Raw genomic sequence first — 24,085 nt, 5'->3', positions numbered from 1 at the left:
CAAGAACCCACACGGATGATTCGATTTAACTTGTTAAAGAACTAAATCTCACTGCGTGAGTGAGAAGGGGAATTATAACCCACCATCTCCCTGTGTCAACACCCCCATGAAAAATTTCCAATCCCGGAAATCACAACCCCCTCCCTGAGGCGCAAAATCTAGGACAACTCACCACCCCCAAAAAGTTCCTATCACCTAGGAAAAAATTTTAACGAATGAGAGTGAGGCAAAGATGATATCAATCACTAGGATATGTGTCAAAATATAATGCTTAAAATTTAAGTTTCTATCAAATGCTACTTTATTGAATTTTTAGACTTTTATTTGAACATGCATTCACCTCACAACCTTTTATCCGACTGGCGGCAGCATGCCTTGGATCTTCAAAGCCAGATTAAATCCGCGGTCATCGGCTTGGATGAGGCCATCGAAAAAATTACTATCGCGCTTTTTGCACGGGGCCATGTCATGCTTGAAGGTGACGTGGGGGTCGGGAAGACCACATTGTTGCGTGCCGTGGCTAAATCCATTGGTGGCGCCTATGAGCGTATCGAAGGCACGATTGATTTAATGCCGAACGATTTGATTTATCACACCTATATTGATGAAAGCGGGAAACCCAAGGTGGATCCGGGCCCGCTTTTACGCCACGAGCAAAATCTTTCCGTCTTTTTCTTTAACGAGGTCAATCGAGCCAGGCCCCAAGTACACTCTTTGCTATTGCGTGTTATGGCGGAAAGAAGCGTTTCTGCATTCAATAAAGAGTACACGTTCCCTTATTTGCAGGTTTTCGCCGACCGTAACCGTGTTGAAAAAGAAGAAACGTTTGAAATTCCCTCCGCCGCAAGAGACCGTTTTTTGATGGAGCTTCATATTGAAGCACCGCAAGACAACACCCTGCGCAAACAATTGATGTTCGATCCCCAATTCCATGATGTGGATGGATTAATTGAGCGGCTGGAACCCGAGATCGTTCCCTTTCAAGAAATTGAACCCATCGCCAAGATCATTCAACAGCATATCCGCGCCAGTGAGACACTACAAAAATATGGTTTAAACCTGTGGCATGCCACCCAAACGCCACAAGACTATGGCGTGAAAATTGACGGCGCAGATATGGAGCAGCTGGTACTGGCTGGCGCAAGCCCCCGGGGCATGAGCATGCTGTTAAGAGCCGCTAAGGTAAAAGCTTGGCTTGAGAATCGCGACGCCCTTTATCCAGAAGATATCCGGCATGTATTTCATGATGTGATTGGGCATCGAATCTTCTTCACGCCGGTCCATGAAATGCGGCGCGAGTCCCTCGCGAAAGCCTTGACGCAAGGTATATTGGAACAGGTAGCCACGCCGTAAATACCGACTGATGGTAGAGGAATTTCACTACCGGGTCCCTTGGCGCGCAACTAGCGCTTATCCAGGGCATCATCACAGTACGGCGACAGGGGGCGGCCAGGAGTTCCATGGTCATGCCTCATTGATCAACCGCCCTGACCCCAGAAATCTGGATGTTCACGCAACCCTGCACGATCCTTTCGGGGAATATAAAGTGCGGGTATTTCGGCAAAACAGCATCATCCCGGTGTATGTTATTGCCGATCTTTCCGCTTCCATGGGTTTTGGATGCAAGCGCAAAATGCTGGCCCGGTGCGTGGCCGCTATCGCCTATTCTTGTTTCCGCACCGGCGACCCTTTTGGATTTTTCGCCATGACGGATAAAATCGAATGGCAACTTCATTGGCCATTGAGGCACTATAAAAGTTTGGCGTTTTCTCTGCCCAGGCAGTTGCATAATTTTCCGCCCCACGGCGCATTTCCGCCCGCCTGGGAAGATGTGGCTGCCAATCTCGGCAGAAAAAAAGCTTTGGTTTTTCTTTTATCGGATTTTCACTTTCCTGTGGAAAAATTAACCGAGGGGCTGGAAAGGTTGCAACCCCACGATGTAGTGCCGGTCATACTCTGGGAAAAGCGGGAATGGCAATTGCCAAAACGCGGAATAATCCGCTTACGCGATCCAGAGACAGGGTATGAACGCTTGTTATGGTTACGCCCCAAGCTGCAACAAAAAATTGCCCAACACTTTCAAAACAGGCGCAGGCAACTGACCCAACTCTGCCGCCGCTATGGACGCCCCCCTCTGTGGGTGATCGATCACTTTTCCCCGCAAGATTTCACCCGTTACTTTGTCGAAACATGCGCCTGAAATTAACTTTTTTGATACTTATGGCTTTAGCCATGCCAATCCAGGCAAAGGGGACCCAACCTTTTAAGTTCGAGCAAATCACGCCCTCGCCTTTGGGTTACCAGGTAGGCTCGATCATCTCCCACAAACTGTTAATTGCAACGCAACCTGGCTGGCGCTTGGTCACAGAACGCTTGCCTGGCCCGGGCGCAGTCAGTCAATGGCTGGAAATACGGCAAATAGACTGGCATCAAAAACAAACCCGCCAAGGGAAGCAATACCAGGTCAAAATTGACTATCAAATCTTCCCCTCTTTAAAGCAGCCTACCGATTTAACCCTACCAGACTTGCAACTTTTTTTTGAAGGCCCCCAAGGGGAAACCGTGAAGCACAGCGCGCCTCCCTGGCAATTTACCGTCTCCCCTATGATTCCTCCCCATTGGCGAGACGATCAGGTACCACTGCGCCCCCTTTGGCAACCTTCCCAACAGCCAGTCACCCCTTATCTTCGCCATTTGTCTTGGTTAGTCACGGGTATTTTTTTGTTGCTTATTTTTTATTGGTGGCAACGGCGGGGGTTTTCATTATTCACAACGCCCAATCCTTTCAGGAAGGCTTTACCGACCATCAGAAAAGCAGGCAAAAAAGGTCAAACAGAAATTGCGTTTAAAGCCTTTCACCATGCTTTGAACCAGGCCGCCAAACAGGCACTCCATCCGGATCAAATTCCTGATTTCATTCAAACCCATCCGGCATTTTCGGGTCTTGAGGCTCAGCTCCAGCGTTTTTTTCAATATTCAAGACGGTTTTTTTTCGAAGGATCATCCCAGGCAACATACTACTCCGTTTCCGAATTGGAGGAATTGTGCCGTCAATGCGCAGAAGCTGAAAAACAATGCCCTCGATAGACTTTCTCGCCCCTGCTTGGTTTGCCTTACTGCCATTCACCCTGCTTCCCTTTTGGCGCCGTGGGCAAAAGCGGTTTGCCTATCCTGCCACCGCTTGCTTGCCTGAAGATCGCAGGTCAAAGTCTCTCGACCTTTTTCGGCGTTTCTCCACTTTCATTTTATTGACCGCAATAGTCGTTGGCCTCGCCGGTCCCTTCATTACCGAACAAAAGATACAACGCACCGGCACAGGCGCTCATATCGTTTTAACCATCGACCGCAGCAGCAGCATGAATGAAAATTTTTCCGGCCGTTACATGGGAGGGGCGGCCAAGGAAACCAAGAGCGCCGCCGCCCGGCAATTGTTATTGGATTTTGTATCCAACCGACAAGAAGATTTGTTCGCCATGGTCTCCTTCAGTACCGCCCCCGCTCATGTTTTGTCCCTTACCCAAGACCGGGAAGCGATTAAAGCCGCCATTCGGGCCATTGGCCTGCGCGGCAGCGGCAATACCAATATTGCTCCGGGACTGGCCATGGCGCTCGAGCAGTTCCGCAATCAACCACTCACTGGCGCCCGGGTCATTCTGTTGGTTTCTGACGGCGCCGCCCGGATTGATGTCGATACCCAAGACCGCCTGCGCCAGGATTTTCAGGACCTGGATGTGCGCCTGTATTGGATTTATCTCCGCAACCCCAATGGCATCAGCCTTCTGAAACCGCCAAAGCGAAATGTGTCGGAGACAACAACACCAGAGTATTTTCTTCATCAATATTTCCAAACCCTGGGTGTTCCCTATCGCGCTTTTGAGGCAGAAAATCCTGAAAGCCTGGCCCAGGCAATAGCGGAAATTGACCGGCTGGAAAATCAACCCTTACAGTATGAAGAACTTCTGCCACGCCGTGATCTGTCCAATTTTGGCTATGGGCTTGCGTTATTGCTAGGCATTCCATTGCTGGCGTTAAAAGCCATGGAGATCTCATCATGGCCTTAATCAAGCTCTTGTTTTCCGTTTCCACCCTCACCCTGGCTGTCATCCTGGGACTGCTGGCTTACACGACTTGGGAAGGGTTCAAACTATGGGAAACAGCGCAATTCAACCAGGCTTTGGCACAAATTGATTCAATCACGGTTAAAGACCTGGCCGATCCAATCCTCATTGCCGCGAAGGCCAATTGGCACGACCGCCGAGGTAATACTATGGAAGCCTTGAGACTCTATAATCAAATCCTGCCCAGAACCCAGGGAAAACTCAGGGCAAATTTGGCTTATAACCTTGGCTCCCTGTATCTGCGCGAAGCGGCCAACTATTGGAACCAATCCGGGGTTTGGGCTTATTCCCGGGTTCAAACTTTACTGGGACTGGCCCGGCAGTATTTGCGGGAAGCCGTTCGCCTTGATCCCAGCAACCGGGATGCCTGTTACCATCTGGAATATGCCTTGCGTATCACCCTGCCACCCCGGGAGCGGGAAGCCTCCAAATGGCAAGGCACCAAAGCCAGTGTTTTTGCCACTATGCCCGGGATTCCCAAGGGGGGGCCATGATCCAAAGCTTAAATTGGCGCTTTTGGTTTTGGGCGCTGGCCGTATTACTGCTGGCAACAACCCTATTCCACCCGATTTGGGAAAGGGAACAGAAAATTAACCGGTTTGTATTTGTCTTCGACATCACCCAAAGCATGAATACCCGGGACTATCATGTGGAAGGATTACCCTCTGACCGGCTATCCTATGCCAAGACAGCCCTTAAACAAGCGATTCTGGCGCTGCCCTGCGGCTCTCAAGTGGGCCTGGGGATATTCACCCATAAAAATACCCAACTACTGCTACACCCCATCGAGGTGTGTCAACATATGCCCGCCATCGTTAATGCACTCTCCCAAATCGACTGGCGCAGTGCCTGGGCGGCGGACAGTTACATTGCTTACGGTTTGTTTAGCGGGCTGCGTCAGCTCAAAAAACTGGATGCCCAACTGGTTTTCTTTACCGATGGGCAGCAAGTGCCAGAGACTGCTCTAGAACCGCATTACCGGAGTTCCACCGGAAAAACATCAGGATTAATTGTCGGTGTTGGGAAGCTTCACCCCTCCCCCATTCCCAAACTGGATCTAAACAATCAAATGCTTGGGTTTTGGCAACAAAGCGATCTCCCTGAGACCGCGATTTCGGCCCGTTACCACCCCCATATCAAGCAATTGCAATCCAATCAATGGCTCACCTCTTCTTTAGAAGAAACCCACCTCAAATCTCTGGCGGTGATGACCGGCATGGACTATCACAGACTCCAAGCGCCAAAACAACTGGCTGAAAATCTCTTGCAATTGGAGCCTTCTGTTACCTCCATGATTAAGAAAGATCTGCGCCCCTACGCCGCGCTGGTGGCATTCCTGTTGCTGATTGCGGCATTTGTGGTTTGACGGTTTTTCATAACCCGGCCATACTCAATAGAGGGTTGTCCTATCCACCAAACTCATTCAAGACTATGAAAATACGAACATTCACCCATATTTTGATTCCATTGCTGGTCTGCTCCTGGGCTAATGCTCAGGCAGGAATTACCGATGCGCTATTCGGACCCGATAATTATTGGGAGTGTTTACTGGACTCCATGCCCGGCACCATGACCTATGGTGGCTCCATGGAAAATATCGCCCGATGCGAAAAAAAATTTCCTGACAAATCCGCCTACAAAACCAAGAATGCCGTTTTCGGGCCGAAAAACTATGGGCAATGCCTGCAGAAATACGCCAGCCAAACCCAGGAACCGTTGGCCCGGCAATCTATTCTGAATGCCTGTTACCGGCTTTACCCACCGCAATGATAGGTTTGGATAAGCGGCAAATACTTTGCCTTGCTTCAAAAGCAAATGACAAACACCTGCCGGCGTGAACTGATCTCGTGCGCATTCACCTTATCGCCATGGGTAACCGCATGCCGGAGTGGATTCAGGCAGGTTTTTTCGAATACGCCAAGCGAATGCCCAAAGAATGCCGCCTGGCGCTGAAGGAAATTCCGTTAAAAAAAAGGGACAAACATACCGATACTCAGCGCCTGATTGAACAGGAAGGCAAGCAAATGCTGGCAGCCATACCTCCCCGTAGCCGAATCATTGCCCTGGATAAAGACGGTCACCAATGGACAACAGAGCAATTATCCCAACAGCTTTCCTGCTGGCTGCAAAGCGGCCTTGACCTGGCTTTACTGATTGGCGGGCCGGAGGGGTTGGCACCCGCTTGCCTGCAACATGCCCAAGATAAGTGGAGCCTGTCCAAAATGACATTCCCCCACCCCCTGGTTCGCATCATTGTCGCGGAACAGCTTTACCGCGCCTGGAGTTTGCTGCAAGGTCATCCCTATCACCGTTAACCCTTATGACCAAGCCCAGTATCTTATTAGCCTCTGCCTCCCCCAGGCGCCGAGAACTCTTGGCCCAAATTGGCGTCTCTTTTAAAACTGTGGTAACGGATATCGACGAAACCCCATTGCCAAACGAAGACCCCCTGGATTTTGTGATTCGTTTGGCAAGAGAAAAAGCCAAAGCGGGGCAAGCGCACAATCCCGATCAAATCCCCGTGCTTGGAGCGGATACGATTGTGGTGGTGGACAACGAGATTCTTGGTAAACCCCGGGACCGGAAACACGCGATCACCATGCTGCAAAGGTTGTCCGGGAGAACCCATCGGGTATTGAGCGCCGTATGCCTGGATACCGATAAAAAACAACGCTGCCAATTGAGTGAAAGCCAAGTACACTTCCGGCCTATGTCAGAAGATGAAATAATAGCCTACTGGCAAACCGGAGAACCTGCCGATAAGGCAGGCGCGTATGCTATCCAGGGAAAGGGCGCGATATTTGTCAAACGCATCGAAGGCAGCTACTCAGGCGTGATGGGGCTGCCGCTTTTTGAAACCGCAAATTTACTACAACAAGCCGGCATCCAACTTTTATGAGCGATGAAATCCTGATTAATGTAACACCGCCCGAAACCCGGGTCGCGTTGGTGGAAAACGGGATACTTCAGGAAATTTTCATCGAAAGAACTTGCAAACGGGGGCTGGTGGGAAATATTTATAAGGGCCAGGTATGCCGGGTGCTACCGGGCATGCAGGCAGCCTTTGTGGATATCGGACTGGACCGCGCCGCTTTTCTCCATTATTCCGACCTGACCCAAAATCTCCAAAAAAACGAACAAAACGGGAACATTGAAGCGCTGCTCCACGAAGGCCAGGAAATCATGGTGCAGGTAAGCAAAGATCCTCTCGGGAGCAAGGGAGCGCGCTTGACCATGGAAGTCTCCGTTCCTTCCCGCTACCAGGTATATATGCCTTTTTCCCCGATTTCCGGCATTTCTCAACGCATCGAATGCGAGAACGAAAGGGAACGCCTCAAAGCCTGCATCGACGCATTCCGGGAAGAACACGAATGCGGCGGCTACATTGCCCGCACCGCCGCCGAAGGCGCCGATGAGTTCGTCCTGCGGGCGGACATGCTGTTTCTGCTCAAACTTTGGAATGCCATTCAGGAACGTTACACCGAAGCCCCCATCCGCAGCCTGGTGCATGAAGACCTGCCCCTGGCAATCCGCGCGCTACGGGATCTGTACCGGGGCAAGGTAGAAAAAATCCGTATCGACTCCCGCGAAGCCTATCATCACCTGGTGCGTTTCGCCGAAGAGTTCATCCCGGAAGTTGCTCCCTTGATTGAACTGTATACAGGCGAGCGGCCCTTGTTCGACATTTACAGTATCGAAGATGAAATCCAAAAAGCCCTCCAGCGCAAAGTTCAATTGAAGTCCGGCGGTCATTTAGTGTTTGACCAAACCGAGGCGATGACCACCATCGATGTCAATACCGGGGCGTTTGTCGGGGGACGCAATCTTGAAGAAACCATCTTCAAGACCAACATGGAGGCCGCCCAGACCATTGCCAGGCAACTGCGCCTGCGCAATCTGGGCGGCATCATTATCATTGACTTCATCGATATGCAGGACGAGGAGCACCGCAAGCAAGTGCTCAAGGCTCTGGAAAAAAGCCTGGAAAAAGATCACGCCAAAAACACCATCAGCGAAGTCTCCATTTTGGGACTGGTGGAAATGACCCGCAAGCGCACCCGGGAAAGCCTGGAACATATTCTCTGCGAGCCCTGTCCCAGTTGCGGCGGCCGGGGCGTTCTCAAAACCGCGGAAACCACGTGCCTGGAAATATTCCGGGAAATTATCCGCGAGGTTCGGCTGTATGAAGTCCAGTCCTTGCTGGTCTTGGCCTCCAATGAAGTTGTCGAAAGATTGCTGGATGAAGAAGCCACTACCCTGGCGGAACTGGAAAAGTTTTTAAAAATCCGCATCCGCTTCCGGGCGGAACCACAATATAATCAAGAGCAATACGACGTCGTCTTACTTTGACCTTGCCTTGTGCAACTCTTCCACCATACACTCCGCTTTACCCGGCTCACGCTATTCATCTTTCTGGTATTGCTCGCCTTAGCAATCACCCTGCTAAGAGCTTGGATTCTACCCAGCATTGACCGGACCCGACACCATTGGGAAAAGAAACTTTCCCAGGAACTGGGGATACCGCTTCAAATTCAAAAACTGCGGGCCCATCTCCACGGCTGGACGCCTGAACTGCGATTGATCGGAATTTCCATTGGCCCAACGGACAAGCAAACCCGCCTCTTTGATGAAGTCCAGGTTGCCATTGACCTGCCGGGCAGCGTATTAACAGGATCACTCACACCCTCGCTCATTCGCATTCTCGGCGCCCGTTTGGAAATCCAAAAAACAAAGGATGGTGACTTTCGTATCAAGGGTTTGGGGGAAACCCAGGGGAATTCCGATTTGACCTTTGGTGACGGGCGCTTTGAACTGCTCCATAGCGAGATCACTCTTTATAATCCGGGCAAAAATACACTATCCATTCCCTTTCGTGACGTCTCATTAAGGCTGGATAATCAAGGCCGTCATCACCGACTGCAGGTTTTCTTAATACCACCAGGCCAGAATACCGGGAAGATTCACCTGGATACCGAATTTGAAGGCAAACTAACGAATCCAGCCGCCTGGCGCGGCCATTTCTATCTGGATTTGCAAACCCTGCAACTCCACCCCATCCAACAATTTATCCGTAAAACAGATTTGATTTCCCAAGATGAGTACCCATGGCTGCCCTCTGTTCTAGAACATTTTTCCTGCCAAAGGGGTGAAGGCAATTTAAGCGTATGGGGCGATTGGGAACCCCGTCATCTCTCCCAATTACAGGGTCAGCTTCAACTTAACGGACTTGCCGTGGGACGGAGGAATCCACCAGTCACCCTTGCCAAAATTCAGACCTGGTTCCGCTGGCGGCACTCTGATCAACAATATTCTCTGGAACTGACCGATTTCACCATATATCCTGAATTGAACCACAAGGCGACGCACCTCAGCCTGTCATTGGACTATTCAAGTCCTGCGCATACCCTCAAACTAGCTATAAAAAATCTGGATTTGGATGAGCTTCAAGCCCCACTGCATCTTATTCTTTCGGCACCAGGGCTTTCAAATATGGCTCAGCTGCGCGGCTACACGCTCAGCGGCGGTCTGCGCAATTTTTCCTTGGAATGGCACCGTCAACCAAAGTCCACCCATCATTTGGCGGCGTGCGGAGAACTGCGCCAAATCAGTTTCATCGGCCCAAACCAATCATGGCCACAGGTAAAAAATGTCAGCGCCAACCTCTGCGGTAATCTAAAGGAAGGGCAGCTTCACTTGCAAACCCATCAAGCCACCCTTGCTTTTCCCGCCTTGCTGCGAAAGCCTGTTTCCCTCGACAAGGCGGTGGGCTTGATTACCTGGCAAAAAAACAAGCCAGGCTGGCGGTTTCATTCCCCTCACCTGCGTCTGGCAAACCCGGATCTGGATGCCACTTTGAAACTTGGCCTTGTTTGGGAGAGGCGGCAGCCTTTTAAGCCAACCGTGGAGGGAATGGCTATTATCTCCAGACTCCACATGAAAGCCATCAAGCATTATCTTCCCAAACAAATTCCACACGACTTGGCTGCCTGGTTTAACCGTTCCCCACTGCGCGGCGATGCCAGAGGTAAAGTACTAATACGAGGCAACCTTTCCCGGTTTCCATTCCGGGACAAAAGCGGAATAAACGAGGCGGTATTGACCACCCACAATTTAACCATTGACTTTCTCCGGGACTGGCCGGCAGTCACCCACGCCAACGGAGTATTATCGCTTAACAACGACCATTTGGTTATCCAACTCGACCAGAGTCAATTCGCCGGCGCAAAAATTGGAAGATTACGGGGGGAAATCCAAGCGATTGGTCTCAGCCCCACCTTCGACATCCATGGCACCACCTCTAACCAGGCTAAAGAAGTCTTTCATGTCTTGCGGCAGTCCCCGCTACAAGAACCCGTGAATACGTTATTGCAATGGTGCGATATCCAGGGTTCCGCATATCTGGATCTATCGCTTGCCATCCCATTAAAGAAGACAATCCCCTTTCATCTGAGCGGAAAAGCCACCATCAAAAAGGCCCGGATGGCAATGAAGCCTTATCCATTAAAGCTGGAAAAATTATCCGGCAACCTCAACTTCACCGAAAAGGATATGCGATCTTACCTCAAAGGCAGGTTTTCGGGACAACCCGCCAAGCTGACCATAGTGACTCAAGCAAGAAACACCCACGCCCAGTTCGATACCCGTATTGACTCACCGTGGCTATCCCGACAATTCTTCCCAAAAATTACTGAAATAGCCGAAGGTAGCACTGCCGTGACGGCCAGCCTGGATATCGACCACAATGATGCCATCCCGCCGCGTCTAGGCTTCCGCTCCAATCTGGAGGGGATGCAAATCAAACTCCCAGCCCCCCTGGCAAAACCGAAGGATCAATCCCGACTGCTACTTCTGACGAGTTGGCTCGATGCCGCTACCCCTCACCCCCTCAACCTGGATTATGGCAATATCCACGCTAATCTGATGCTCGATGAACATCTCACCCCCGTCAGTGGCCGGATCGGCATAGGGCAACCGCCGCCCACACCAAAGAATGGGGGTAAAGGTTTCACTATCGAAGGTTCTTTGCCGAAGCTTTCATTGGACGATTGGCAAAGCTTTTTTGGGTCCTGGACGCTTAACAATAAACAAGCGTCTTTTCTCTCCATTACCCTGGAAACCGACCACCTTTGGAACTGGCACCGGGATTGGGGAAAAGTCGCCTTTCAGGGACTCTCTCGGAACGGTATTTGGCAAGGTACCGTCGGAACCTCCTTTACCCAGGGGAAGTGGTCTTACTTCAGCAAACAAAACGCGCTGAATGGGCAATTGGATTTTCTCGACCTTACGCCGCTGGTATCGCTTTCCGCTTCATCGCCATCTGACAAATCCCGGTTTTCTTTGGAAAAACTGCCCAGGCTCAACCTTTATACTCACCGCCTTTTGTGGGAGAAGCGGGATCTTGGCCCATTGAATCTGGAAGCGGCTTCTGAACAAGGAAAAATCGACTTCACCCTGCACGCAGACGCCGATACCCATCAGCTCCATGCCGAAGGTTGGTGGTCTCTTATCCCTGAGCAAACCCATACTAAAGGACGATTACGCAGTAAAAATCTGGGTAAGTTTTTAAAACGAATCGGCCACACAACCCCCATTGCCGAAACCCCCGCCAAAATCGACTTTGATTTGCGCTGGCCTGGCGCGCCTTACCAATTCGCATTAAATGCGCTTGATGGTAAGGTCAAATTCAAATTGGGACGGGGGCGTTTACTGGATATTGAACCCGGCGCTGGCCGCCTGCTGGGCATTTTATATTTGGGCACGTTGCAGCGCAGACTAAGACTGGATTTTAGTGATCTTTTCCAATCGGGCCTGGCCTATGATCGTATAACCGGCGCCATGACCCTTGCCGATGGCCGCGCTGTTACGGACAATTTATTGATTGAATCGGTCCCGGCAAGAATCTTCGTGACAGGGGAAGTCGATCTGAGCAAGAAAGAAGTCAACGAATTCGTCACCGTAATTCCCAACACGCCCCTGACACTTGGGCTTTTCAAATACCGTCAAAACAGCGGTATTGGCAAGGCGGCCGGGATTGCCCAAAAAACCTTTAATGCGCCACTGGACAGCTTGACCCAAAGCCAATACGCTATCAATGGCACCTGGGACGACCCTGTGATTACCCGGGTCCGGCGAAGCCTGCCCGGCACGTTGCTGCATGGCATTTGGAAAGGACTGAGTGAAATCACTGGAAAAAATCGAAAATGAATGAATTTATCGCCGCTGCCATACAAATGACCTCAAGCGATGATTTGGCGGACAATTTGCGCACCGCCAACCGACTCATCTGCGAAGCCGCCAATAAGGGGGCAAAATTAGTGCTGTTACCGGAAAATTTCGCCTTTATGGGCCGTGAAGACCATGACAAACTCGCCTTGGCCGAGCCCGATGGTCTAGGGCCTATTCAGACTTTCCTCGCCGATTGCGCCCGTCACCACCAGCTTTGGCTGGTAGGCGGCAGCGTGCCCCTGCAAAGCCACAACCCTGAAAAAATCCGTGCCGCTTGTTTGATCTATGATACCCAAGGACGGCGAGTGGCCCGCTACGACAAAGTCCATTTGTTCGATGTGGATGTGCCAGGCAGCGATGAAAGTTACCGGGAATCCGATACTATTGAAGCAGGCGACAGGCCCGTGCTTTTAAATACGCCCTTCGGCAAATTGGGTCTGACTATTTGTTACGACCTGCGTTTTCCAGAATACATTCGATTGCTGGCGAAAAAAGGCCTGGAAATCCTGTTGGTCCCGGCCGCTTTCACCGCCCGAACCGGCGCCGCCCATTGGGAGGTTTTGCTGCGCGCTCGTGCTATTGAGAATCAATGTTATGTGATTGCCGCCAATCAGGGGGGCATCCATGCCAATGGCCGGGAAACCTATGGTCACAGCATGATCATCGACCCTTGGGGTAAAGTGCTGGCCCGGTTGGCACAGACTCCGGGCGTATGCACCGCCAACATCGATCTCCAGCACCTCGAGCGGGTACGAAACACCTTTCCCGCACTGCAACACTGCCGCTTCTAGCGATTATTTTAGCGGCGCTATTTGTCTCGCTAAAAAAAACGCCCCCGATTCTTCTCTATTTTCAGTTGGCTTCACTCTGCCAAACATCCCGGATCATAAGTTAATTCGTTTTGATTTCACGCCGTTTTTTAAACCCGCCATCCTTTCTGTCAGAACATCCAGTCATTTGTAATATTTCTCTCACACTTTTTTGTCAGAATATATTAATATAGCAAACCAAATTATCGTCACAGTCAGATGGGGAAACGAATGTGGTTTTAATTGTGGATTTTGCTCGCTGGAGGTTTATCTAATGGATATCAGTATCATAGGATTAGGTTATGTAGGTGCGGTATGTTCCGCCTGTATGGCCAAAAATGGCCATTCCGTCATTGGCGTGGATGTCAATCAAACCAAACTCGATTTAATCAACCAAGGCAAATCGCCTATTGTCGAAAAAGATCTGGAGGAATATATCCAGACGGCTGTCGAACAGGGCCGTTTGAAAGCCACGTCTGACATTAAAAGCGCCGTTCTCGAATCAGACATTTCCATCATTTGCGTTGGCACCCCCAGTTATTCTAACGGCAGCCTTGATCTGGATTATGTGCATAAAGTATGTGAAGAAGTTGGTAGCGCCATAGCGCAAAAAAATCAGCGCCATATTATAGTCATGCGCAGCACCGTTCTACCTGGCACAGCCTACGATCTAGCCATACCCACGCTGGAAAAAACTTCGGGCTTAAAGGTGGACGAGGGGTTTGGCTATGTTTCCAACCCGGAATTTCTCCGGGAAAGCACCGCGATTTATGATTTTTTCAACCCGCCCAAAACCGTCATTGGCGCTTCTTCACCACAAGATGGGGAGCAAATCGCATCCCTTTACAGGGATCTTCCTGCCCCCATTATCCAGGTCGACATACCTACGGCGGAGATGGTCAAATATACGGATAACGCATGGCATGCGGTAAAAATTACCTTTGCCAACGAAATCGGCAATCTGGCCAAGGAACAAGGTATTGACGGTCAAAAGGTCATGGAGATCTTTTGCATGGATCAAAAACTCAATTTGTCCCCCTATTATTTAAGGCCGGGATTTGCCTTTGGCGGTTCTTGCCTGCCCAAGGATGTGCGGGCCATCAATTATAAGGCCATGCATTTGGACCTGAAAACCCCTTTGCTCAACTCTCTGCTCTATAGCAATGCCGACCAAATCCGACGCGCTTACCAAATGATAAAAGCCACCCGACGCCGGAAAATTGGCCTATTGGGCCTCAGTTTTAAAGCTGGTACTGATGATCTGCGGGAAAGCCCTCTGGTGGAACTGGCGGAAATGCTGATCGGAAAAGGGTTCGACCTGCTTGTCTATGATCGTAATGTCCATCTCGCCTCCCTCACGGGTGCGAACCGGGATTACATTCTCAATCACATCCCCCATATTTCCAATTTGTTGCGGGAAAATATCGAAGAAGTCATTGGTCATGCCGATGTTTTAGTGGTAGGACACAACACGGATGAAATTAAAGATAAACTCGAGCCCTTGATTCGCCAAGATTCTCACCACATCATTGATTTGGCGAGAATCACAGACAAAACCAGCTCAGGAAAATATCAAGGCATCTGTTGGTAATATGTGGCTTGTGGCTCGATGGCAATGGCTGGTTCTAGTTGGCTTGGTGACTGCGACAGGCTGTGCCACTAGCGTCAGCCCGGATTCTACTATCTCTGGGAATTATTTTTTTGTGCACATCGATGGCAATGACCGGGCGGCAGGTTCCTCTCCCGCCCGGCCACTTAAAACCATTCAAAAAGCGTTGGAAAAAGCCTATCCTGGGGATACTGTCGTATTATTGCCGGGCATTTATTACCAGGATTTCCAGAGCGTCCGCGCAGGCACCCAATATGCTCCAATCCGGATTGTCGGCCGTCCAGGCACTATTGTCAAAGGCGCGGGCAAGACTTATGTGATTTCTCTGCGCCATTCGTTTATGGAGCTTCATAATTTTACGGTGGACGGTCTGATTGACAAGAATGGCAATGCCGGTTACCGAAAAAAACTTGTCTATATCAAAGGGCTTAAAAACATAGGCATACAAGGCGTGCGCTTGCTCGATATGGAATTGAAAAATGCCGAGGACGAATGCCTGCGATTGAAATATCAGGCCCATGACAACGAAATAGCCCACTCTTGGATTGCCAATTGTGGGCAACGGGATTTTCGAATGGGTGGCGGCGGCCATAATGGAGAAGCCATTTACATCGGCACGGCGCCTGAACAAATTGCAAAAGACGTCAATCCCGACAGGGAAATTGATCATTCCGACCGCAATTGGATACACCATAATGTCATCCACTCCCAAGGCAGCGAATGCGTTGATATCAAGGAAGGTAGCCGCTACAACCTCATTGAGTATAATTTATGCACTCAGCAAAAAGATACCAACGTGGCCGGTATCTCAGTACGGGGCAATGAAAACATCATTCGTTACAATCAGGTTTATAATAATCTCGGCGCTGGAATTCGCCTGGGGGGCGATACGCCGAGTGATGGCTTGGATAATGAAGTGTATGGCAACTATCTCTATAACAATGAAAGCGGCGGCTTCAAAATCGTGCGATTACCGCAGAGGAAAATTTGCGGGAACACTATTATTGTGAAAAGCAAGCAAAAAACCATCCGCCTTTCGGAAAAGGTTGACCCCCAACAATTTCTTCAACCCTGCCGCTAAAAACCGTTCTCTATGAATCGTAACGTCAATTTATCCCATTGGTCATGCTGCCCTTCCTGATTTATGCCTTGGCTCTGGTGGCCTGTGCCTTATATCTACCACCAGTTTACTTTCAACCTGGCGCCCGAGAGTTCGTGCTCCTTTTAGGGGGGCTATCATTATGGCGTTACAGTTGGAGCCTGACTCATTTCACACGCAGTCTCATTTATCGAAAGCATGTTTTCCCCCGCTGGCGAAAGCAAACCGAAGCAATGGGCGATAGCGGCAATCCGGAACACGTTTTTTTCTTATTGACTACTTTCAGAATCGGCACGGATGTCACCATTGAGGTTTACCGGGAAGCCATTCGTGAAGCGATCCGTTCTCCGGTACCCGCCACGATTATCGCTTCCGTTGTGGAAATTAGTGAAGAAAATATCGTCCGGGCGCTATTCAGGTCTCAGCAACCGCCCGATCACGTTCAGCTCAAAATCGTGCGCATTGCCGGCACTGGAAAAAGAGACGCCTTGGCGGCGGGATTCCGCGCGGTTGCCAGCACGCCAGTCAATCATCATCGCGCCGTGGTTTCTGTGATTGATGGCGACTCCATTCTTACCCCAGGCTCTACCGAAGCTTGCTTCCGGTTTTTTGCCCTCAACCCCCGCCTAGGGGCACTGACCACCGACGAAGACTGCAAACTGGAAGGCAATCAGAAATCAATCCACTGGTACCGGCGCTGGTATCAATTGCGCTTCGCCCAGCGCCATGTTTATATGTCTTCTTTTGGCCTGGCTCGGCGGGTATTGACTTTGACCGGCCGGATGTCCATGTTCCGGGCCAATCTGATTATCGAGCCCGAATTCATCGATACGGTTCAAAGGGATTTTATTGAACATTGGCGATTGGGCCGCTTCAATTTTTTGACCGGCGATGATAAATCCAGTTGGTATTATTTGTTAAAGAACGGTTGGGAAATGTGGTATATCCCTGACGTTCAAATTATCACCGTGGAAGAACCCCCTCACCCCAATTTCTTCACTGGCGCCACCGTGCTTATGCGGCGTTGGTTTGGCAATATGCTGCGGACCAACAGCCGGGCCCTGAAAGTGCAACGCAACAAAATGGGCTTTTTCACCTGGTGGTGCTTGATAGACCAGCGTCTTTCCATGTGGACTTCTTTGTTCGGCTTGGGTTCGGTCGCCATCGCCTCATTGAAATACGGACCCGGGTTATGGGCTGTATCCATTTGGTGGGTTGCCTTGATTCGTTACTTGCAAACCCTAATGCTGGCATCCACCGGCAGAAAACTGCACATCAGCTGGCCGCTGCTGATCTACTTCAATCAAATCTATGGTTCCATCGTCAAGGTTTACATTCTCAATCATCTCTACAAACAAAAATGGACCCGGCAAAAAACCACATTAAAGAGCCAGGGCAAACGCTGGGACGCCTGGTATAAAGCTGCAAGCTCGAATTTGTCGTTGGCATTTTATATCGTTTGTTTTATTACCTTTATTTTGTTCATGACTGGGGTTTATGACAGCCGCGACCTTTTTCGAACTTTGACCGATGCGCAACAGTGGATTAATTTTCCTTTTTTCTAGGGGTGAATATTGTGGAAAACCAAACCGTTCAACAACTCAGACACGAGGCCGAATACACCAGGCGCCATGCCCGTTATCAGATTCCCGCCAAATTCGTATACCATGGCATTTTGTTGAAAGTGTTTGACTGGTCGGTTTCCGGCCTTTCGCTCAGGCAGCCTTCGGACTTGCCAACCTCCCAGTCAGACATGAGCGTTGTGGAACATTTCATGAAAACCAAAGGCTATTCACTGCCCGAGGAGATCCGCGCCCAACGTCATTTAAGCGGCCGTTTGATTTTTGATTTCAACGGCATTGAAACCGCTATCGATGTCGAACTGGAGAAAGTCTATGAAATCGAAGGCGACAATAAAATCGGTTATCGCTTTGTCAATCTGGACCGCCCTCAGTTGGCGGTACTGCATCAGGTAATCAATGCCTATCTGAATGGCGATATTGTCGCTGTGGACGATGTGCTGGATGTCATCAAACGGGATGCTTTTAGCCCGAAACCTACGGCGATCGAGTCCACTTCCACCAGGTCGCCGTGGCAGCGTTTTATGTTCCAGGTCAGGCGCTTTTCGGGTTTGGCGGCCATGCTGTTGGTATTGGCAGGCTTATTGGCGCTCATTGGCAACGGGATATATCACCGCCTGTTTATTGTGGAAAGCATGGCGGCAGAAGTTGACGGGCCCATTACCGTACTCAGATCCCTCGGCAACGGGATAGCCAAGTTAACACCGATTCAACCCGGGCAAGAAGTCAAGCCCGGACAAGTCCTGGCCACTTTGAAATTGCGCAATGGCGGGGGGAATGTCATTGAAAGCCCCTGTCACTGCCGGATCGTCTCCTGGCATCTGCTCGACGGCAACTTTGTTGCCGAGGGGGAGCCCGTGGTAACGCTGCTACCTGTTGATCAGAATTTATACGTGGATGCAAAATTCGACGCCAAAACGGCTGAAAAATTGGTCATCGGGGCGCCGGCTGAAATCCGCCTTGCCTCCGGCCAAACCATCACTGGCACCTTGCACAGCCTGCGCAGCGGTGCCTCGCTGGAACTGGAGAGAGCCGCCCCGCTGCAAAGCGTGTCCACCCATCCGGTGATGTATTTAAATGCCGTCATCAAACCGGATCAGCCCCTCGATTGGCGCCTTTTGGGCAACGCCGCTTTTGTGGAGGTTGACCTTTTTTCCACCTGGCTGCGGAAACAATAAAAGACTCCGATGGGTTATTGCGCTCTTTTTCTAAAACGCCTGACAGGCGGACTCGGGTTGCTCCTGCCCATGATAGTGCAGGCAGAAAATCCAGCCCGCTTGAACAAGATGCTAGCCAGCTATCACAAAATCAACTGGCGGCAATACACCGTAAAAGCGGTGCGCCATAAAGTCCCGGAAAAATTCCATGGCAATGACGTTATTTTGATGCCAGCGGAAAATATCTATTTGCTTCCGGTCTCCAACCTGTTGGAGATGCGGGCCGCGTGGCGCAAAGCGGGCATTTTCAACCCACAGGCGATTGTGATCGCCAACGGTGTTTACGATCTGGCCAAGCTGGCCAGGCTTATTGACGACCCTAATGTTTTCAAACGAATTGATGCCCATACCTTCATCAGTTACCGGCCAATCGTGGTATTTCCCACCGCCTCCCTGGTCATTCGCAATCAGACCTTGCGCCTGTCGCTTCGCCACGGGACTTTTTTGGCCAGTTTTGGACGTCTTTTCATTGTCGATAGTACAGTGACCAGTTGGGACCACAAACGTGGCAACCCAGGTCCCCGCGAAAAATTGCCAGAAACCCAGCTGTTAAAAACCGGCGTGCAATTCCCCAGGCCCTATATCACTATTCGAGCGGGAGGAAAAATTTATGCCGCCAACTCGGCTTTTCAAGGGTTGGGCTATAAAGGCAAATCCAGTACTTTCGGGATGTCCATGGCTTCCCAGTTCGATAGAAAAGCCGCTTATATTTCCCCTCTATCAGGACTAAAACATTCCTTACATGCCAGCGCCCTGCCTACCGGCTGGCTGATTGGCAATCACTTCGAAGACAATTTCTTCGGTTTTTACAGCCGGCTGGCCTCGGACGCTGTCATTGTCGGTAACGCTTATCACAACAATGTGATCTACAACATTGACCCCCACGATGATTCCAGGCGCTTGCTCATTGCCAGAAACTACGTGGTTAATGCCGGTCATGCCCACGGGATTATTATTTCCCGGCGGGTTGATGACTCCGTCATTGGTGAGAACCTGACTCTGGGCAATGTTGGCAGCGGCATCATGACCGACCGCAGCAGTTTCCGCACCCTGATTACTGGCAACATTACCATGGCCAATCACGGCAACGGCATTGGCTTGAGCGAAAGCGATTATGCCATCGTTCAAGCCAATACAGCTGCCTATAACTGGGGAAACGGCATCTTTATCCGCAACAGCTGCAATATTTCCCTGCGGGACAACGCTTTTATCCACAACAGCAAGTATGGCGGAGAAGTGGCGACTATCAGCCTGGCCTATGACAAATCCCGCGATCTTATCGCCGACCCTTATCACCTGGCGGCGGAAGGGGCTTTTACTGCAAATACTTTCGATAATAATTATCTGGCCGCAGCCGCAGCCAAGGGCTCCCCTGAAGTATTTATGCAAAAAAACCGCTTCATCAACTCTGCCCCGAGGTATTTCTCGGGAGATCTCGAGCCTTTCACTCATCAGATCCTGCAGGAGAATCAAAGCGCCGGTTTTCACTTTAAAGGGGAGCATGGATGTTGAGTGCTGCCCGGGTTTCTTTCATCGTTATCTTTTCCTTGTTGGCAACTGCCAGTGTTTTGGCCAAAGCCACTTCCGATCTGTTGGACAAGCAAGAAGAAATTCTGCGCCAGTTGGCGGAAGAAGGTGTGGAAGAAGCCAATCATGTCCTGGGCCGCTTTTATGAAGCCAATCTGAAACACTTTCCTGACTTTCTAACCAAGGCACAGGCTTATTACCAAAAATCCGCAAGGCTAGGAAACAGCAAATCTTTATATTGGCTGGGACACCATCTACTTCGGCAAAAACGGCTGGAAGGGCTGACTCTCCTTTGTGAAAGCGCCATTCTGGGCGAAAGAAGAGCGCAGGTGGATTTGGTGATGATTCCCCGTTTTTACGGGGACCTCTCGACTAAAGACATAGCACAACAATGCACTATTGCCCGGCAGCGTTTGAAAACCGGATATCCCGTTGATTGTATAGTCGGGAACTGCGCCAACAAATCAGAGCAGAATACCCTCCCCCCTTGCCCCCAATGCGCGGAAAAGGCGGCCCGGTTTGAACTCGCCTGGAAAGAATCCAGTGCATCCAGTTTTGACAACTTTTTCCTTCAAAACATTCAAGGCTTTTCCTTAATCAGTCCGGAACAAATCCGTCGCTATCGCCAGGCCATTTATGCCGACAACCGCCGCATTGATTTTCTCAACCGGCTCAAAGCCGCCAAACATCCGACGGAAGCGCAACAAGCCCAACAACAAATCAAAAGACAACTGGTAAAAGAAGATTTAAATAAAGATCTCGCCCACCTCAAACCAAAAATCCAGCACTTATTGGATATAATCAACCAACACCGGACGCCACAGTCCCGGCTAACCCTTGAGCAAGTCATAGAAGAGCTAAAAAAACAACTCGCGCCATAATAATGATAAAAATTTTCCCTCTGCTATTGCTGGCATGTCTGGCAACATTGTCTTTCGCCAACGAACCTTCGCCCAATTACAAAGCCCGCTATTATTTGTCGCTCCGGGGTGTGCAAGGCCAGGGACTGGACCGGCTGGATCTTGGCCGCCCGGAAGAAAATGAAGGCAGGGTGAGGGCCGGGCTGCGCTATTGGCGAAAATTGGGACAGCGCTGGAAATTTAATACCGATCTGCGGGTAGTCTATCTCTATCAGAAATTAAAGAATCTGCGGAGCCTTCCCGGGCAAAACACCGCCAACGACATCTATTTCGAAGCCCGCCAATTGTATCTGGAGGCCCCTTACCTATGGGATGACCTGCCCCTGGGCATCTTGCTTGGCCGCAAGCAGTTCCGTGACCCTAGGAGCTGGTGGTATGACAACCAGCTCGACGTCCTCCAGTTGCAATTCAATACCACCCTGCTGACCGGAGAACTGGCTTTTGGCGGCCGGGTGGTGGAAGAACGCCAGGCCGGGAGCGCGGAAGAACAAACCGGCCTGAAAGACAGCATGTTTGTCATCGGCCATCTCGATCATCATTATTATTACGGTCATCACGTTGAAGGCTATTTGATCTACGAAAACAGCGACGTCAAAAAAAACCAGATCGGCCGGGTCGTCTCCATGAACGAAATCATCCGCCCCAAATCAGAGATGGTCTGGATCGGCGCCAGGGCCCACGGCACCTGGAAAATCGACCCTGCCAGTTCTATTCGTTATTGGCTGGATGCAGGCACGGTAGTAGGGCAAAGCCAAAATCTCTCTTTTGAACAAGAAAAACCCGGCAAACTGCGGGTCAACGGTTTTGAAACCTTTGACGTCAATGGTGGCATCGGCTTTGACATCGGCGCCGCCTGGTTTTTCCATAATGAAACCATTGGTCTGGCATTCGACTACGCTCTGGGCACCGGCAAGGGCAACGATAATCTGTATTTGCAGCCATCCATTGCCAATAACAAGGGCCGGTTATTCGGGACAATCCGCTACCGCTATTACGGGGAATTCCTCAACCCCAACCTGAGCAACCTGCAAATTATCAGCGGGTTTGCCGGAATAAAGCTGGCCGAGCAAATCTGGCTGGAAGCCGCATATCACCACTACCGCCAACTTAATCCAGAAAACCGGCTACGCGCGGCAAGATTATCCATCGCCCCCAATGGCCAAGACGAGCACATTGGCGATGCGGTAGATCTTGTCATTGGCGGCAGGTGGGGAGAACGGGCCAAACTGCAATTTGTCGCCAGCGGCTTCCGTGGCGGCAACGCCTATCGACATCAACTGTCTTCCCGCTACGCTTATCGTCTTACCACCACCCTGACATTTTATTGGTAACCTTCCGCCCATGACCAAAAACTGCCTGCTGCTCTCGTGCTTGTTATTCATTTACGGATGCGCAGACCTTCGAACCGCCAAACACGCCTATGAACAGGGCAACTATGAAACCGCCGAGCGGCATTGGCAAAAACTGGCCGAGCGGGGATTTCCCAGAGCCAAACACGGCATGGGACTGTTGGCGGAAAAAGTCAAACAAGCGCCGGAAGAAGCCATCGGTTTTTATCTGGAAGCCTACCACCAGGGTTACTTGCCCGCGGCAGCGGCCATCGGCCGTTATTATTTCAACCGTAGCGACTGGGACAAGGCCCGTCACTGGCTGGAAAAAGCCAGGGAGCAAGGCAACCAAAGCGCCGCGCTTTATTTGGCGGACATGCGGCTGCAGGGATTGGGCGTTCCCCGGGACCCCCAGGCCGCCCTTGCCACCTACCAAAAACTCTCCGATGCCGGTATTGCCGGTGCCAGCAAAAGGCTGGCGAAACTCTATGAACAAGGGCAAGTGGTGCCGCAAGATCCCGCCAAGGCATTTCAATACTATCAACGCGCTTTGACCCAAGGAGACCCCACTGCTGAATTGGCGCTGGCGCGCCTGCATGCTCTGGGCTTTGGCGTGGATAAAGACATCACCAAGGCGGAAAGCATTTACCGCCGTCACGCCAAGCAAGGCAACCTGAATGCCGCCTATGCCCTGGCCCGCTTGCTGGAACAAACCGCCCAGCCTGGCCCACCGCCTAAAGAAGCCATCCATTGGTATCAAATGGCAGCGGAGAAAGGTCATATTGGGGCCCAATTAAAATGGGCGGAGCTACGCCTGAATGGCAGCGGCGTTCCCCGTGCCCCCCAACAAGCCATTGATTTGCTAGAAAAACTGTCCCAACAAGGGGTGGCCAAGGCGAGCTATAAGCTGGGAGAGTTGTATCTCAGGGGCAATGGTGTGGAGATCGATTTCCAACAAGCACGCCGTTATTTTGAATTGGCCATGAAACAAGGGGATGCAGATGCGGCATTATCTTTGGCCAGCTTGTATGAAGAGGGACTCGGCGTTCCCCAAGACCTTCAAAAAGCTGAATCCTTGTATCTCGAACAAGCCAATGCCGGCTACCCCAAAGCATTCCTGGCCCTGGGACAATTCTACGAGCGCCGGTGGCAGGAAACCCAATCATCCTCGAATTTAGAAAAAGCTATCCACTGGTATCGGCAAGCCACCGCTGAGCAATTTCAAGAAGCCCCATTTCGCCTGGCCCTCTTGTTGGAGGCTGCAGGGAAAAAGGACGAAGCCCAACACTGGGCCGGGCAAGCCCTGGCCGCGGGTGACCGCAATGCATTGCTCTATTTTGGCAATTTAAAGTTCCAGCAGGCCAAACAACCCGCGGAAAAAATCCAGGCATTGTCCTGGATATTGACGGCAGCCCGGTTGAATGCGCCCGGCGCGGTCATGAGCGCCTGGCAAACAATGCGGCAACTCACCTCGCCCGGGCAGATTGAACAGGCCAATCAAACCTCAAGGCAATTGCTACAAGAACTGCAAAACGCAAACGCATCCAAAACACCAGCAACCCCCGAAATCACTGCAGAGTAATTTCACCTGAATTTTGCATTTGCAATTCCCACGCTGAATAGCGAAGATAAATCATTAATATTTACTATGA

The 24,085-nt window shown here is 50.8% G+C and carries 20 protein-coding genes; all 20 read left to right on the top strand.

The features are described 5' to 3' along the window. Positions 1-330: 330 nt before the first annotated feature. The 20 genes from AXA67_05700 to AXA67_05605 all read left to right on the top strand — a co-directional run bounded on the left by AXA67_05700 (position 331) and on the right by AXA67_05605 (position 24,015). Positions 331-1,353 carry an AAA family ATPase gene (locus tag AXA67_05700; protein KXJ41485.1) on the top strand — a complete coding sequence of 341 codons (1,023 nt, stop codon included), beginning with the start codon at positions 331-333 and terminating at the stop codon, positions 1,351-1,353. 10 nt (positions 1,354-1,363) lie between these two features. Continuing rightward, the gene (locus AXA67_05695; protein ID KXJ41484.1) at positions 1,364-2,200 is read left to right on the top strand and encodes a hypothetical protein; all 837 of its coding nucleotides are present in this window, start codon (positions 1,364-1,366) and stop codon (positions 2,198-2,200) included. Continuing rightward, positions 2,191-3,087, top strand: a complete 897-nt coding sequence (locus AXA67_05690) for a hypothetical protein (GenBank protein ID KXJ41483.1) — start codon at positions 2,191-2,193, stop codon at positions 3,085-3,087. The genes AXA67_05695 and AXA67_05690 overlap by 10 nt, the downstream gene beginning before the upstream one ends. After that, positions 3,075-4,061 carry an MxaC protein gene (locus tag AXA67_05685; GenBank protein ID KXJ41482.1) on the top strand — a complete coding sequence of 329 codons (987 nt, stop codon included), beginning with the start codon at positions 3,075-3,077 and terminating at the stop codon, positions 4,059-4,061. Before AXA67_05690 ends, AXA67_05685 begins: the two co-directional genes overlap by 13 nt. Then, positions 4,052-4,612 carry a hypothetical protein gene (locus AXA67_05680; GenBank protein ID KXJ41481.1) on the top strand — a complete coding sequence of 187 codons (561 nt, stop codon included), beginning with the start codon at positions 4,052-4,054 and terminating at the stop codon, positions 4,610-4,612. Before AXA67_05685 ends, AXA67_05680 begins: the two co-directional genes overlap by 10 nt. Further along, a complete protein-coding gene (locus AXA67_05675; GenBank protein KXJ41480.1) occupies positions 4,609-5,484 on the top strand; it encodes a hypothetical protein in 876 nt (291 codons plus the stop codon). Before AXA67_05680 ends, AXA67_05675 begins: the two co-directional genes overlap by 4 nt. A gap of 65 nt (positions 5,485-5,549) precedes the next feature. After that, positions 5,550-5,888 carry a hypothetical protein gene (locus tag AXA67_05670; GenBank protein KXJ41479.1) on the top strand — a complete coding sequence of 113 codons (339 nt, stop codon included), beginning with the start codon at positions 5,550-5,552 and terminating at the stop codon, positions 5,886-5,888. A gap of 77 nt (positions 5,889-5,965) precedes the next feature. After that, positions 5,966-6,433, top strand: coding sequence for a 23S rRNA (pseudouridine(1915)-N(3))-methyltransferase RlmH (locus tag AXA67_05665; protein ID KXJ41478.1), 468 nt, complete (start codon positions 5,966-5,968; stop codon positions 6,431-6,433). Between the two features lie 5 nt (positions 6,434-6,438). Next, positions 6,439-7,017, top strand: a complete 579-nt coding sequence (locus tag AXA67_05660) for a septum formation protein Maf (protein KXJ41477.1) — start codon at positions 6,439-6,441, stop codon at positions 7,015-7,017. Beyond that, entirely contained in the window at positions 7,014-8,468 is a 1,455-nt protein-coding gene (locus AXA67_05655; protein ID KXJ41476.1) for a ribonuclease G, read from the top strand. The genes AXA67_05660 and AXA67_05655 overlap by 4 nt, the downstream gene beginning before the upstream one ends. A 9-nt stretch (positions 8,469-8,477) precedes the next feature. After that, positions 8,478-12,323, top strand: coding sequence for a hypothetical protein (locus AXA67_05650; protein KXJ41475.1), 3,846 nt, complete (start codon positions 8,478-8,480; stop codon positions 12,321-12,323). Next, positions 12,320-13,135, top strand: a complete 816-nt coding sequence (locus tag AXA67_05645) for an acyltransferase (GenBank protein ID KXJ41474.1) — start codon at positions 12,320-12,322, stop codon at positions 13,133-13,135. Before AXA67_05650 ends, AXA67_05645 begins: the two co-directional genes overlap by 4 nt. A 292-nt stretch (positions 13,136-13,427) precedes the next feature. Beyond that, positions 13,428-14,744, top strand: coding sequence for a GDP-mannose dehydrogenase (locus tag AXA67_05640; protein ID KXJ41473.1), 1,317 nt, complete (start codon positions 13,428-13,430; stop codon positions 14,742-14,744). Between the two features lie 184 nt (positions 14,745-14,928). Beyond that, positions 14,929-15,843, top strand: a complete 915-nt coding sequence (locus AXA67_05635) for a hypothetical protein (GenBank protein KXJ41487.1) — start codon at positions 14,929-14,931, stop codon at positions 15,841-15,843. A 44-nt stretch (positions 15,844-15,887) separates the two neighbouring features. After that, positions 15,888-17,426: a hypothetical protein gene (locus tag AXA67_05630; protein KXJ41472.1), complete on the top strand. Its 1,539-nt coding sequence runs from the start codon at positions 15,888-15,890 to the stop codon at positions 17,424-17,426. A gap of 2 nt (positions 17,427-17,428) precedes the next feature. After that, positions 17,429-18,619: a hypothetical protein gene (locus tag AXA67_05625; protein KXJ41471.1), complete on the top strand. Its 1,191-nt coding sequence runs from the start codon at positions 17,429-17,431 to the stop codon at positions 18,617-18,619. A 9-nt stretch (positions 18,620-18,628) separates the two neighbouring features. Further along, the gene (locus AXA67_05620) at positions 18,629-20,170 is read left to right on the top strand and encodes a hypothetical protein (protein ID KXJ41470.1); all 1,542 of its coding nucleotides are present in this window, start codon (positions 18,629-18,631) and stop codon (positions 20,168-20,170) included. Further along, positions 20,164-21,066 (top strand): hypothetical protein, encoded by a 903-nt coding sequence (locus AXA67_05615; protein ID KXJ41469.1) that lies wholly within the window; start codon positions 20,164-20,166, stop codon positions 21,064-21,066. The genes AXA67_05620 and AXA67_05615 overlap by 7 nt, the downstream gene beginning before the upstream one ends. A gap of 2 nt (positions 21,067-21,068) precedes the next feature. Next, positions 21,069-22,436: a hypothetical protein gene (locus tag AXA67_05610; GenBank protein KXJ41468.1), complete on the top strand. Its 1,368-nt coding sequence runs from the start codon at positions 21,069-21,071 to the stop codon at positions 22,434-22,436. A 10-nt stretch (positions 22,437-22,446) separates the two neighbouring features. Next, positions 22,447-24,015 carry a hypothetical protein gene (locus AXA67_05605; GenBank protein ID KXJ41467.1) on the top strand — a complete coding sequence of 523 codons (1,569 nt, stop codon included), beginning with the start codon at positions 22,447-22,449 and terminating at the stop codon, positions 24,013-24,015. The last annotated feature ends 70 nt before the right edge of the window (positions 24,016-24,085 follow it).

Source organism: Methylothermaceae bacteria B42, from assembly GCA_001566965.1.
Classification (GTDB): domain Bacteria; phylum Pseudomonadota; class Gammaproteobacteria; order Methylococcales; family Methylothermaceae; genus Methylohalobius.
Note: the sequence above shows the minus strand (reverse complement) of the source record. Positions and strands in the feature narration are given on the sequence as shown.

Excerpts from the sequence above, each read along its gene's own strand:
- AXA67_05690 (KXJ41483.1), top strand. The coding sequence starts at position 2,191 with ATGCGCCTGAAATTAACTTTTTTGATACTTATGGCTTTAGCCATGCCA.
- AXA67_05640 (KXJ41473.1), top strand. The coding sequence starts at position 13,428 with ATGGATATCAGTATCATAGGATTAGGTTATGTAGGTGCGGTATGTTCC.
- AXA67_05620 (KXJ41470.1), top strand. The coding sequence starts at position 18,629 with ATGGGTTATTGCGCTCTTTTTCTAAAACGCCTGACAGGCGGACTCGGG.
- AXA67_05695 (KXJ41484.1), top strand. The coding sequence starts at position 1,364 with ATGGTAGAGGAATTTCACTACCGGGTCCCTTGGCGCGCAACTAGCGCT.
- AXA67_05610 (KXJ41468.1), top strand. The coding sequence starts at position 21,069 with ATGATAAAAATTTTCCCTCTGCTATTGCTGGCATGTCTGGCAACATTG.
- AXA67_05630 (KXJ41472.1), top strand. The coding sequence starts at position 15,888 with ATGCTGCCCTTCCTGATTTATGCCTTGGCTCTGGTGGCCTGTGCCTTA.
- AXA67_05615 (KXJ41469.1), top strand. The coding sequence starts at position 20,164 with ATGTTGAGTGCTGCCCGGGTTTCTTTCATCGTTATCTTTTCCTTGTTG.
- AXA67_05660 (KXJ41477.1), top strand. The coding sequence starts at position 6,439 with ATGACCAAGCCCAGTATCTTATTAGCCTCTGCCTCCCCCAGGCGCCGA.
- AXA67_05675 (KXJ41480.1), top strand. The coding sequence starts at position 4,609 with ATGATCCAAAGCTTAAATTGGCGCTTTTGGTTTTGGGCGCTGGCCGTA.
- AXA67_05605 (KXJ41467.1), top strand. The coding sequence starts at position 22,447 with ATGACCAAAAACTGCCTGCTGCTCTCGTGCTTGTTATTCATTTACGGA.
- AXA67_05680 (KXJ41481.1), top strand. The coding sequence starts at position 4,052 with ATGGCCTTAATCAAGCTCTTGTTTTCCGTTTCCACCCTCACCCTGGCT.
- AXA67_05685 (KXJ41482.1), top strand. The coding sequence starts at position 3,075 with ATGCCCTCGATAGACTTTCTCGCCCCTGCTTGGTTTGCCTTACTGCCA.
- AXA67_05655 (KXJ41476.1), top strand. The coding sequence starts at position 7,014 with ATGAGCGATGAAATCCTGATTAATGTAACACCGCCCGAAACCCGGGTC.
- AXA67_05670 (KXJ41479.1), top strand. The coding sequence starts at position 5,550 with ATGAAAATACGAACATTCACCCATATTTTGATTCCATTGCTGGTCTGC.
- AXA67_05700 (KXJ41485.1), top strand. The coding sequence starts at position 331 with ATGCATTCACCTCACAACCTTTTATCCGACTGGCGGCAGCATGCCTTG.
- AXA67_05645 (KXJ41474.1), top strand. The coding sequence starts at position 12,320 with ATGAATGAATTTATCGCCGCTGCCATACAAATGACCTCAAGCGATGAT.